This is a genomic window from Brevibacillus sp. AG (assembly GCF_028369215.1).
In the GTDB taxonomy this organism is placed as follows: Bacteria; Bacillota; Bacilli; order Brevibacillales; family Brevibacillaceae; genus Brevibacillus; species Brevibacillus porteri.
In genome coordinates this window covers 275,702-288,003 of record NZ_JAQMYO010000003.1, presented here as the reverse complement: position 1 = coordinate 288,003, position 12,302 = coordinate 275,702, and the positions used below count along the sequence as shown (strand labels likewise).

The window sequence follows — 12,302 nt, the reverse complement described above, 5'->3', positions numbered from 1 at the left end:
CATCTCTCAGATGATTACTTAGGTCTCTACGACGTTCCAGATAAGGTCCATATTGTACCAAACGTCCAAAGACTTTCTTGAGACCCTTCGACTTTTTTCTTTTCAAGAATGCCCCATCCTTTCATGACAATCTAACACAGAATATGCCATGATTTTTCCAATGATTGGACATGCGGCTATTCCCCTTGAAAGAAATCATGAGGAGTTGAAAAACGACATTAGTGTCGTTTATAATGATCTCACCAACCAAAACGACATCTATGTATATTTTATTCGAAGGAGGTAGGCCCAAACCCCATGGCCCCTAAAGTAAGCGACGAATACAAAACCAAAAAGAAAATCGAACTGCTACAAGCGGCAAAACGTGTGTTCATCACAAAAGGCTATACACGGGCGACTATGCAAGACGTCATGGACGAGGCTGGTGTATCGCGGGGAGCCTTGTACGCCTACTTTGATAACCTGGAGCACTTATATTTGGAGCTGCTGCAATTCGAAGATCAACAGGATGTACAGTTTTTCACACCGTTTGCTGGCGAAACGTCTTGGCAGCAAGTCATCAAATGGGTCTCCAAACAGCAGGTCGAGATCGAGAAAATCGAACAAACACTATCCCAAGCCAACTCAGAGTTTTTCCTGTCACTGAAAGATCAGCAAAAGCAACAGAGCTATCCATACATCACGACTCGCTATGAAAAAATGGTGGATGTATTGACAGCTTTCTTTGCGCATGGGACAGCAACAGGTGAGTTCAAGCCACAGCTACCACCTGAGGCGATTGCTCGCTATCTCATCTCGGTTATCGATGGATTGATGCTAGATACCGCGCATTTGGGCGCAGAGAAAACGAAGGTGTCCGTGCAGATGGAAGCACTGTTGTTTTCATTGAGAGCGATGCTGGGACCGGTGCAATAAGGAGGGGGAAGAATGTTGTTTCAATCAGAGAGAATCTATCTGAGAAAAATGACGGGGGAGGATGTGGACGTCTACCACACGTGGAGAAATGACGTGGAAGTCATGCGGACAACGAGTCCGTCCATGGACGTCTTTACCTGGGACGATACGAACGGGTTTGTGAATCAGGTCATCCTGCAAGCAAGCTCCTCGAAGAGCTACATGATCGTAGACAGCCAAACCAATCGACCGATCGGGATTACTTCTCTCATTCAAATCGACCTGAAAAACCGCAATGCGGAGTGCATCATCGATATTGGAGAGAAGGAATACTGGGGTAAAGGGTATGGACGAGAAGCCTTGAAGCTGCTGTTGGACTATGCGTTCTTGGAAATGAATCTGCATCGGGTATCGCTGCGCGTCTTTTCCTTTAACGAAAAGGCGATCAAGCTGTATGAGAAGCTCGGTTTCAAGCAAGAGGGGATCTCGCGCCAGTTTTTGTTTCGCGAGGGAAAATGGCATGATCTCGTGCACATGGGGATTTTGCAGCAGGAATATATCTCGTGAAAAAAGAGGCTGGCGGTACGAAGGGTACCACCAGCCTTTTGCGTATGAAGGATGTCTCTTATTTTCGGGCGTAAATCGGTACTTCCCACTCCACGTTTTTGTGTTCAACCATTCGTTTCTCGGAAGTAATGATCAGTTGCTTAGGCAGGGATGTGAGGTTTTTCAAGAAGATGGAACCTCCAAAAATCGCCCGGTCATTTTCATACTCAGTCTTATCGATTAAGTAGTCAACGTCTTCGTACTTTTTCCCGGTCTCATCTGTAATGATCCAGTATTGATAGGGACCCATAGCGGCAGTATCTGGAGAGAGAGTTGCCTCGAATGTCAGGTGGTAGCCCTCCACTTTCGTAGTGGTTCCATCGTCATTCACATGGTGATAACCGTCATAGCCTTCTACATCAACAACCGCGTCTGGATCTTTTTGATACTTCTTGAAGGTGATCTGATCCCCCTGGTCTTCCGCTGTGATGACTTCTTTCTTCTCGAGGCGATTGGCGTCCAACTTCGCGTTAAGCGCAGCGGCCTCCTCTGTATATACAGACCCGAGCTTGAAGGTAAGGCTTTGGCTTGCGTCGATTGGCTGGAAGTAGTGGAAGTCTCTTGTTCTATTTTCAGTAGAGCGGCTATGATCCCATTTCAAATACGGGATGACATTGCTTTGTTTGCTGGCTTCACGGATGACAGCGTTGGAATCCCAAGCGGCGACGACTGTGCCCTTTTCATTGACTAGCTCGTAGCTGTATTCTTTTCGCCGGTTATCTGTAGTCGAGCGATCTATGACTATTTCCACCCCACTCGGTGCAAACGTCATCTGTTTTACGTCCAGCTTGAGCCCTTGCGGAGTCGTGTATGTTTTTTTGATCTCATGTGTCTTCGTCGAGGCCTTTGCCTTTTTCATGTCAACGGGTACAGACAGCCTCCAGTTTCCTTTGATGTCGTCCAATTGTTTAATGTTGAACTCTACAATCAACTCGTCCGGAATTTCGCTGATATCATCAAAATAGCTTCGTAGCTCACGATTCAAGGACATGTAACCAGTATCTGTATACATAACATTGCGCCACTCTTCATTTGGTTTGCGAGTGTTTTCATCTGCAGATGACTCAACAGGCTTCAGTACGTTCCCTTGTTTGTCTTTGATTGTAATGACTTGCTCCTTGTTATCTCTTCTTATCATTTCACTCAAAAAACTGTCCATCGGCTTGCCGTTCTTGTCTTTTACGATAGCGGCAATGCTGATGCGAAGAGGATCTGCCATTACTTCCTTCACCTCAAAAGTGATACCTTGGTCGGTCGCACTTACATTCACAGTTTGAGCGAAACCTTTTTGGGCTGCTTGCTCAATACCAGGGTCTCCTAACTCTTGAAGAATACTGTTATTTGTAGGCGCTACAGGATCTGCCTTGCCAATCGGGCTGTTCGTAAAAGCAGCACTGACATAACTGGCAAAGGTCGGGGAGACGAGCATTCCTCCTGATACGACGACGGTTAATGCAGCGGCGGCAATCGTCATTCTTTTCATGATGGTGATACTCCTTTGTTTCCACGTAGGTGGTTGGTGTGAAGGGATAACAGGGTTCAATACTCTCACGGGATGAGGGGAGAGCATCTGAATAATCTTTTGATCCATATTTGTTGAGAGGGAGTCTTCCCACATCGTTTCTTCCGTTTGGTGCAGCTCATCGATCCATTGTTCCAGCTGGTGCTGGCAGTGTGTGCAATGATCGAGATGACTTTCGATATTTCGTTTATTCACTGGTGATAAACGATCTTCCATGTAGGCGATCAGCTGTCTTTGCGTAAGGCAATTCAAAGCGGGGTACCCCCTTTTTTCTCCGGCTTACTTAGCTGGTCTCGCAGCTTTTTCCTGGCATAGGAAAGGCGCATTCTCACAGTATCTACGGACAAAGACAGTTTGTGGCCAATCTCTCGGTAGCTTAGGTGCTGGAGATAATGCAAAACGAGAATCGTCCTGTGGTTCTTGTCCAGTGTCATCATCTGCTGTCGCAAAGCATGACGCTGTTCTTTTTCCAGATAATCTTCCTCCGGGATCGGACATTCGTCTTTGACTTCGACATCCATCTCCGTTACGGAAGGCATCCGCTTTCGTTTCCGCAGCTCGTCAATCCCGCGATTGATCGCGATTCGATACAGCCAGGCTGAAAAGGAGTAGTTGGGTTTATAATCTGGCAGACTGTAGTACGCCTTGATAAAAACCTCCTGCACCATGTCTTCGGCATCATGAGAATGGTGGAGCGTGCGCCTAAGAATCGAACCGATTTTTCCCTTGTATTTATTGACGATCAGAGCATAAGCCTCTTTATTTCCTTGAAGAACCTCCGCAATGACCTCTCGATCGTCCTGCATGCTTGTTACCTCCTTGCAAAAAGGTGCTGCGCAGCTTTCCTTTTTGGTGTTCACTACTATAGACGAAAACGAGGGTGCTCCCCTCTCAAACTTTTTCATGAAATTTGAAAAATAGCATAGGAAGAGGATGCCTCTCTTCGTTTGAGAGAAGGGCATCCTCTTTAAAGAACCTTTTTACCGCGTAATCCGATAAACCTCTCCACTTAACCGTCCCCGGATTTTATAAACATCACCGACGGAAACAACTAGATCCTTCACACCTTTGATTAAAATCTCTTGCTCCAGTCCTTCAACATACAAGGGAAAGCAATTTCCACCGATATCGTGTGTAAACAGCTCTACTGTTTGGCACCTTTACCGCCACTTCCGATATGGTGCAGGAAATCTTTGTAGTCTTGCGGTAATACTATGTGAGCTGAAGCTTCGAACTGTTCGATTTGTTCCAATGTCAAACGCTCATTTAAAACATACGGACAATTTCCGTCATAGAGGCTGCGGTATTGGTCCAGCATTTCTTCGACCTTTGTAATGAACGCGCTTTTGGGGGCGGTGTCTTTCATCCTGTCTAGCACCTCAATTGTAAAGGAGTATATGATCTTGAGCCAAAACAACCATTCCATCGCGGTGATCTCCGACATACACAGCAATGCCTATGCATTGGAAGCAGTGCTGCACGACATTGATTCCCGCGGTATTCAAACCATTGTGAATTTAGGCGACACTTTATTTGGACCGCTTGATCCGATCAAAACGGCAGAGCTCTTAATGGAGCGATCTACGATCATCCACATCATGGGTAATTGTGACAGATATTTACTGGAAGAGCAAATGGAGTCCATCACCTTCGAATACGTGAAGCCACTGCTTTCACAAGAAATGCTCAGCTGGATCGGGTCATTCCAAAAGCAGTGGACGTTTGACGATCTCTTGTTTTGCCACGGCACACCTTTTGCCGATGATGTGTACTTATTAGAGAATGTCGCTCCATATGGGATAGAAGACAAAAGCGCAAATGCCTTAATGATCGAGCTGACTGGCATTCAGCAGCAGGTCATTTTTTGCGGACACTCTCATGTGCCCAAATCTGTATGGCTGCCAGATGGCAAGCTCGTGGTAAACCCGGGAAGCGTGGGACTTCCAGCGTATTTTGAGGAAGCGCCGTACCCGCATTCGATGGAATCGAAGACGCCCCATGCCAAGTACGTCACGGTAAAACAACAAGGCGGCTCTTGGCTAGTCGAGCACGTATTGGTCCCGTATGATTTCGAGCAGGCAGCCAGAAAAGCAGAGGAAAACGGGCGCAGAGACTATGCCTATGCGATCCGAACGGGAAGAGCAGAGCTGTAAGAGGACAAAGTGACGTTAGAGATCGTTTCTGGCGTTATTTTTTCGTTTCTACGAAGATTTGTCATACTGGCGTAACACACGACCTCTACGATATTCATGTCAGTCACATGAATGCTTCGGAGGTACAACAGATGAAAAACAAAACCATTTTAATAACGGGTGGTACAGGCTCTTGGGGTTGGGAGCTCGTGAAGCAACTCCTGCCGCAGCAGCCAAAAGAAATCCGTATTTTTTCGCGCAATGAAGCACTGCAAGTAGAAATGAGCCATCATTTTCAAGATAAACGACTGCGTTTTATGAATGGGGACATTCGGGATCAGGAGGAATTGATGCAGGCGTGCCAGCAGGTCAATTATGTGTATCATCTTGCGGCATTGAAGCATGTCCCGGTTTGCGAAAACCAACCGTATATTGCCTTCAAAACAAACGTGATCGGCACGCAAAATGTCATTGAGGCGGCCATTGCCAACGGTGTGAAGAAGGTTATCTATGTCTCCACAGACAAGGCCTCCAATCCTTCCAGTACGTATGGGATGACCAAGGCGATTGGGGAGCGGCTGATCATTCAGGCCAACACGCGGGATGTTAGTACCCGGTTTGTTTGTGTGCGAAGCGGCAATGTTTTGGGATCGACAGGCAGTGTGATCCCCCTTTTCAAAAACCAATTGCAACAAGGATTGGATCTTGGGGTGACAGATGGGCAAATGACGAGATTTTTCTTGAGTCTGGAAGAGGCGATCCACCTGCTCTTTACGGCTACGCATAATAGTCTGGGCGGAGAAACCTTTGTATTGAAAATGCCCTCTTGCCGGATCATGGATATAGCAGAGGTTCTCAGAGAAGAGGCGGGAGCGCAGGGCAGCCGTATTGTCACCATCGGGATGCGCCCAGGTGAAAAGCGATATGAAATGCTCGTATCCGAGATGGAAAGCGACAGAGCGATTGACTTGAACGACCAATACTTTGTCATCCTGCCTGCTTTTCCACAAGAAGAGCTGCAAGCGTATTACGCTGCATATCCGAGGGTCGACTTTTCCAGCTTCCATTCCGAGTCGATGGTCATGACCAAGGAAGAGACCAGAGCAATGCTACGGGCAGGAGGTTTCCTGGCATGAAAACCATTTTGTTTACAGGCGGCGGTTCTGCAGGGCACGTAACAGGCAATCTCGTCATGATCCCTAAATGCTTGCAAGAAGGCTGGAATGTTCATTATATCGGCTCAGAGACAGGAATAGAAAAACAGCTCGTAGAAGCACAGAAAGCAGTACAGTATCACAGTATCTCGACTGGAAAGCTGCGGAGGTACTTCTCATGGAAAAACGTAACGGATGTGCTCCAGGTGCTCCGTGGCATCTTTGAAGCCTATTTCTTGATACGGAAGATAAAGCCGGATGTCATGTACTCGTTGGGTGGCTTCGTCTCGGTTCCCGTCGTGCTCGGCGCCCGCATGAACAAGATCAGAACCATCATTCATGAGCCAGACGTGCATATGGGGCTTGCCAATCGGCTTTGCCTGCCTTTTGCAGATTCAATATGCACGACATTTGCGGAAACAAAGAGAAAGCTGAACACCGAAAAAGCGATCCATGTCGGGCCGCTCATCAAGGAGTCGCTCAAGGATGGCAAGCGTCTGCGTGGAATGACCGCCTGCGGGTTTCATGAAAAGCAGCCCGTGCTGTTGATTATGGGAGGAAGTCAAGGGGCCGAGACGATCAACGGTGTTGTTCGCGAGGCACTACCGAATTTGCTGTCCCAATTCCAAGTCATTCATATATGTGGGCAAGGAAAGGTCGATTACTCTGTTCATTACCCGGGCTATAAGCAGTATGATTTCGTAGGAGAGGCATTGGCTGATTTATTGGCAGCTGCCGATGTGGTTGTATCCCGGGCTGGTTCCAATGCGATTTCTGAATTGCTCGCCTTGCAAAAGCCGATGCTTCTCCTCCCGCATACGAACGGGGGGGCACGTACAGGTCAACTCGTGAACGCCCAAAACTTTCAAGCTGCGGGTTACGCAGATGTACTTTTACAGGAACAGATGACGACACAGGGGTTTGTGGAGAGAATCCTTGCCCTGTACAAAAATCGCGAGACTTATCTGGCGAAAATGAGGAAAAATAAGGATGAAAGAGCAGTCGACAAGGTGTGGGCATTGCTAAAAGGAGCTGCACATGAACATTTTGATCGCGGATGATGAAGAATACATGGTCAAAATCGTGAAAGCCTACTTCGAAAAAGAAGGCTTCACTACATATACCGCCAAAGATGGGCAAGAAGCGCTCAATATGGTGTACAACGAACAAATCGACCTGGCGATCCTAGACTGGATGATGCCTCAAGTAAGTGGCATCGAGGTATGCAAGGAAATCAAGGCAAATAGTACCGTAAAAGTCTTGATGCTTACAGCCAAAGGGGAAATCGATGACGAGCTTCACGCCTTGCAAGCGGGAGCCGACGATTACGTGCGAAAGCCGTTTGACCCGAGAATCTTATTAGTGCGTGCCAAAAAGATGCTGCATCTGGATGGGCAGTACACGTTTGGACAGATCAAGGTAGATTTGGAGGCGCAAAAAATATACCACGCTGGACGAGACCTGCATGTGACCAACAAGGAATTCCAGCTCATGAAGTACTTTGTGCAGCATGAAGGGAAAGTATTGACGCGAAAAGCCTTACTCGACCATGTGTGGGGATTTGATTATTTCGGTGAAGAAAGAACCGTGGATACCCATATTCGTCGTTTGCGAGAAAAGATCGGCGATAACTGGATAAAAACACATCGAGGGATGGGGTACAGTTTTGAAAATCCGGATAAATAAGATGGGGCGGCGGCTGTTTGTGCAGATTGCCATTGTGGTTGCTGTCGTGTACGTCTTGTCTTTTCTCATTAACACGTTCTTTTTGCCGAAGTATTTTTTGTATGAGAAGAAAAATACGCTGTCCGCGATTACTTCCCAGATGGAAGAATTCACAGCAGATGCTCTGCAAAAAGAGATCGAACGGCTTGAAAATGAATATCGCGTCACGATTGTGTATGCCTCGTATACGGGAAACAACGATGATTTGAACGAAGCTCTGCACGCGCTTTTTGCCCAAAAAAGATTACCGCTCAGCAAGTTTTGGGTCACGGAGGAGACTGTTGCTTCCTTACAGGATGGCGAATACGTAAACAAGCTGTATATGCAAGAAAAATTGAAATCGAATGTACTCGTCCGGTTCATGATGAAGGAGCGAGTGGTTTTCGCGATCAGTGAATCGGTTGCGTATTCCAGTGATACGATTCGCATTGTGAATCAGTTCAATACGTATATTTTTCTGGGGGCGTTGCTCTTGACCGTTGTCGTGGGCGGGATGTTTGCCAAACGGATGATTGACCCACTCGCACAGCTGAAGGATACGGCGGAGGAGATTTCGAATCTGCGTTTTCAAAAGGCAGACATTCGGACGGGCGATGAGATCGAGGAATTGGCCCAGAGTATTAACCGGATGAGTGACAAGCTCCAACGCGCTCACGAAGAGCTGGAAGCGAGAAACCGGAATCTGCGAACGTTTATTTCGGATATTTCTCATGAGTTAAAAACGCCACTGGCTCTAATTAAGGCGTATACAGCGGGTATCAAGGATGGGCTGGATGACGGAACCTTTCTGACCGTCATTGAAAAGCAGACAGACGGTATCGCGGAGTTGGTCAATAAGCTGCTGGAATTGTCCCGTTATCAAACAGACCAATATTCGTTTACGGCCGTCTCTCTTCATGATGTGCTGGAACAAACCTTGGAGAAATACCAGCTGCTTATCCAGCAGGATGCAATCGAGCTCACGATCCAAAAGGAATCGGATGCGGATGATTGTGTGTGGGCAGATCGTGACAAGCTGGAAATGGTGCTCGGTAATCTGCTTGGCAATGCTGTCACGTACACGACAAATGGACGCATTGATATTTCGATCAGACAGACGGGGGATACCGTCGTTTTTTCGATTAAAAATGGGGTCGGACGTATAGACGCCGCGCAATTGAAGCAAATTTGGGAGCCATTTTATGTGATCGAGCAGTCTCGTAGCAAACAGCTTAGCGGGACGGGACTAGGATTATCCATCGTCAAAGCCGTGCTGGACAAACATCAGGCTCATTATGATGTGCAGATAGAAGGGGAGGAGATTGTGTTTGCTTTTACCTTGCAGGGTTGTTCTGAAGCAATTAGATTTGCACAAGCAATGGATTGATTCGATTGGGGAAACGGGTGAGAGATTAGTCGTTGATGAAGTAGACTTTCGCTCCATAGACGTAGCAGAGTATCGTCTGGTCGAATCACGTCTGATTGCCAGTACTTTTGACGGGATGAATTTAAAGGACAAAGATTTTTATGCAGCGCATCTGTACTCATCTACGTTTCGATCAGCGAATTTAGAAAATGCTATCTTCATCAAAAGTGAAGCGTCTTATGCAGACTTTTCAAATGCTAATTTACAAAAGACAAACTTTGTCAAAAGCTCTTGCTTCGAAACGGTGTTTGCGCAAGCCGATTTGCGGAAGGCAAAATTAGTGAATGCTCTCTTTTATCAGGCAGATTTTAGAGATGCCGATTTACAGGATGCAGATATCCGTTATTCTTCATTTGAAGAAGTGTTGTTCAGGGGAGCGCAATTAAAAGGTGTAACCGGTCTAGAAGAAGCTACTATCATAAGTATTAATATCGGTACCTTGGAGCAGCCAGTCATTCTTGCAGAGGAGGAAGCGAGAGAGTGGCTCATACAGCAAATCCATACACCATGAAAAAAGGAAGAGGACAAGTGCCCCCTTCCTTTTCCTATTAAGCCTTTTCTACTTCGCCTTCTGGCTTCTGTCCCATCTTCCCACTACGTAGTGGAATTTCCTTCAGGAACAGCGCGATGATGACAGCGATTCCCGCTACAATCGCTCCAGTTAAAAACGTAGTCGTAATCCCATAGCTCATCGCTTCCCGGATCATATCCAGCATGTGAGTAAACAGCGGTTGCAAATCCGGTGGCAGACTAGCCAGCGTGGCTTCAATTTTCGGCTGATCCAACAAATTTTGCGGATTCGTAAAGAGCGATAGCTTCTCTGCCAGAGCAGGATCGGCTGCTGCGGGATTGTTCCCTTGACCCATGGCTCCCGACAGTTGCGTCATTTTCGCAGACATGCTGGCACTCATGACAGTTCCCATGACAGCAATTCCAATGGTCCCACCGAGGTTGCGGAAAAGCTGCGACGTTGCTGTAGCGACACCCAATTGCTGTGGTGCGACAGCATTTTGCACGGTCAAGGAGAAGACCGGCATCGCAATCCCGATCCCCAATCCGAGAATGACCATGTAGATCACGAGCAAGTAAATCGGTGTGGTTGGAGACATGAAATACATCAGCACCATGCCCAAGGTCATGACGAGAAGTCCACCCAACGCCATCTTTTTATATTTTCCTGTCTTGGTCATGATTTGTCCGGCGATTGCGGAGGTCGCGAGCATGGCGATAGACATCGGCATCGCAACATAACCGGCCATCGTCGGAGAGATGCCTTTGACCCCTTGGACAAAGAACGGCACATAAATGATCGCGCCCATCATCCCGGCATTCAGGAAGAATCCGACCAGATTGGAGACAGTAAAAATACTGTTTTTGAACAAGCCCAGTGGAAGTACAGGCGTTTTTACTTTCATTTCAATCATAATAAACACGATCAACGCAACGATTGTGGTGGCAAACAAACCAATAATTTGCCACGAGCCCCAAGCGTATTTGCCCGGACCATCTCCTGCCCATGAGAAGGCGAGCAGCATCGGTACGATGGTGAGCGTCAAGAACAGCGAGCCGAAGTAGTCAACAGACTCTCCTTCTTGCTTCGGTACTTTTGGGAAATGAATCATGATCAACAAAAAGGCAATTACGCCAATCGGTAAGAAGATCCAGAACACCCAGTGCCAGTCGAGATGGTCGACGATATAGCCACCCATCAGAGGACCAAGCACACTGGATACGCCGAAGACGGCGCTCATGATTCCGCCCCACTTTGCGCGTTCGCGAGGTTCATACAGATCACCCATAGCGGTAAAGGCAGTAGACATGATGATCCCGGCACCTGCCCCTTGAATGCCACGATACGTAATCAGTTGAAAAATATCGGTAGAAAACCCGGACAACAAGGCCCCGATACTAAACAACCCGATACCCGTCAATATAAATGGTTTTCTTCCATATATATCGGAGAGCTTCCCAACCAGTACAGAAGCGACAGTGGAGGTCAGCAAATAAATCGTAATCGCCCACGAATAGTAATCCATGCCACCCAGTTTCGAGATAATACGCGGCATGGCAACTCCGATAATAGTCTGGTTGATCGCAGCGAAAAACATGGCCGTAATAATCGCGATCATAATCGTCACTTTCTTTTTCTCTGTTAGCTGTTGCAATCTTGATGCTCCTCTCTTTGTTGCTCTATATTTTTCAGAACCTGGCGATAGATGCGGACTAAGTGTTGCTTGTCTTCATCAGATACGCCGGCAAAAAACTGTTCAATGGTGTTCCTCACCACAGCTTTGTATTGCTGTAGGATTTCTTTTCCTTGATCGGTTATGTCCAGCTGCACGACGCGGCGATCCGTATTGTCACGATTTCTCGTGGCATAGCCGCAAGCAATCAATTTATCAGCGAGACTCGTAACGGCACCGGGGGTAATATTCATACGTTCTGCAATAGAAGATGCCTTCTGCGGACCGTTCATATCTAGAATTCGCAAAAGCATGGCTTGTGATCCTGACACGAGTGGGTCCAGACGCTTGTGCGACTCAGCCGAAACTTTTCGTTGGAGTTGAATATAAAGCTCTTCAAAATTGACTTGGCTTGGCATAGTACCCTCTCCTGTTTTCACTATTTAATTATATATGTGATGAAATGTTTACCCCCTAAAACATTTACGAGTATACATCGAATCATGCGGGGAAGTCAAAATCAACCTTTTACCAATTTGACCAATTCCATTAGTCAATATGTGAGTGATTTCGCCATGAATCGGGAAAATATACTAATTTTCGACCGGATTTCATGGAATTTTCAGAGTTGCGATGCTACAATCAGTTTTGGCATTCTTTTCATCTTAGATAAATAGATAG

Annotated in this window: 13 protein-coding genes; 8 read left to right on the top strand and 5 right to left on the bottom strand. The window is 46.9% G+C overall.

All coding sequences use genetic code 11. The features are described from left to right. Nucleotides 1–297 precede the first annotated feature (297 nt). Together POF51_RS10300 and POF51_RS10295 are read left to right on the top strand one after the other, a co-directional pair. Nucleotides 298–915: a TetR family transcriptional regulator gene (locus tag POF51_RS10300; protein WP_271755343.1), complete on the top strand. Its 618-nt coding sequence runs from the start codon at nt 298–300 to the stop codon at nt 913–915. A 12-nt stretch (nt 916–927) separates the two neighbouring features. Beyond that, the gene (locus tag POF51_RS10295) at nt 928–1,461 is read left to right on the top strand and encodes a GNAT family N-acetyltransferase (protein ID WP_271755342.1); all 534 of its coding nucleotides are present in this window, start codon (nt 928–930) and stop codon (nt 1,459–1,461) included. 58 nt (nt 1,462–1,519) lie between these two features. Here POF51_RS10295 and POF51_RS10290 read toward each other — a convergent pair whose 3' ends face one another. From POF51_RS10290 to POF51_RS10280, 3 genes are all read right to left on the bottom strand, one after another. Beyond that, complete coding sequence (locus tag POF51_RS10290; protein WP_271755341.1) at nt 1,520–3,274, bottom strand: DUF4179 domain-containing protein; 1,755 nt, start codon at nt 3,272–3,274, stop codon at nt 1,520–1,522. Then, nucleotides 3,271–3,828, bottom strand: coding sequence for an RNA polymerase sigma factor (locus tag POF51_RS10285; protein ID WP_271755340.1), 558 nt, complete (start codon nt 3,826–3,828; stop codon nt 3,271–3,273). Before POF51_RS10285 ends, POF51_RS10290 begins: the two co-directional genes overlap by 4 nt. 338 nt (nt 3,829–4,166) lie before the next feature. After that, complete coding sequence (locus tag POF51_RS10280; RefSeq protein ID WP_271755391.1) at nt 4,167–4,448, bottom strand: hypothetical protein; 282 nt, start codon at nt 4,446–4,448, stop codon at nt 4,167–4,169. On the opposite strand from POF51_RS10280, the gene POF51_RS10275 reads away from it, so the two are divergent. From POF51_RS10275 to POF51_RS10250, 6 genes are all read left to right on the top strand, one after another. Then, complete coding sequence (locus POF51_RS10275) at nt 4,420–5,175, top strand: metallophosphoesterase family protein (protein WP_271755339.1); 756 nt, start codon at nt 4,420–4,422, stop codon at nt 5,173–5,175. The genes POF51_RS10280 and POF51_RS10275 overlap by 29 nt on opposite strands. A gap of 131 nt (nt 5,176–5,306) precedes the next feature. Then, on the top strand, nt 5,307–6,290 hold the full coding sequence (locus tag POF51_RS10270) for a polysaccharide biosynthesis protein (RefSeq protein WP_069847096.1): 984 nt from the start codon (nt 5,307–5,309) through the stop codon (nt 6,288–6,290). After that, complete coding sequence (locus POF51_RS10265) at nt 6,287–7,369, top strand: undecaprenyldiphospho-muramoylpentapeptide beta-N-acetylglucosaminyltransferase (protein WP_069847094.1); 1,083 nt, start codon at nt 6,287–6,289, stop codon at nt 7,367–7,369. The genes POF51_RS10270 and POF51_RS10265 overlap by 4 nt, the downstream gene beginning before the upstream one ends. Then, nucleotides 7,347–7,994 carry a response regulator transcription factor gene (locus tag POF51_RS10260; protein WP_069847091.1) on the top strand — a complete coding sequence of 216 codons (648 nt, stop codon included), beginning with the start codon at nt 7,347–7,349 and terminating at the stop codon, nt 7,992–7,994. The genes POF51_RS10265 and POF51_RS10260 overlap by 23 nt, the downstream gene beginning before the upstream one ends. After that, the gene (locus POF51_RS10255) at nt 7,975–9,399 is read left to right on the top strand and encodes a sensor histidine kinase (RefSeq protein WP_083261625.1); all 1,425 of its coding nucleotides are present in this window, start codon (nt 7,975–7,977) and stop codon (nt 9,397–9,399) included. The genes POF51_RS10260 and POF51_RS10255 overlap by 20 nt, the downstream gene beginning before the upstream one ends. After that, nucleotides 9,341–9,949: a pentapeptide repeat-containing protein gene (locus POF51_RS10250; RefSeq protein WP_069847089.1), complete on the top strand. Its 609-nt coding sequence runs from the start codon at nt 9,341–9,343 to the stop codon at nt 9,947–9,949. The genes POF51_RS10255 and POF51_RS10250 overlap by 59 nt, the downstream gene beginning before the upstream one ends. A 37-nt stretch (nt 9,950–9,986) precedes the next feature. Here the strand turns inward: POF51_RS10250 and POF51_RS10245 are convergent, their stop codons facing one another. Both POF51_RS10245 and POF51_RS10240 read right to left on the bottom strand, forming a co-directional pair. Then, nucleotides 9,987–11,603 (bottom strand): DHA2 family efflux MFS transporter permease subunit, encoded by a 1,617-nt coding sequence (locus POF51_RS10245; RefSeq protein ID WP_271755338.1) that lies wholly within the window; start codon nt 11,601–11,603, stop codon nt 9,987–9,989. Continuing rightward, on the bottom strand, nt 11,591–12,040 hold the full coding sequence (locus tag POF51_RS10240; RefSeq protein ID WP_026043190.1) for a MarR family winged helix-turn-helix transcriptional regulator: 450 nt from the start codon (nt 12,038–12,040) through the stop codon (nt 11,591–11,593). Before POF51_RS10240 ends, POF51_RS10245 begins: the two co-directional genes overlap by 13 nt. Between the last annotated feature and the right edge of the window lie 262 nt (nt 12,041–12,302).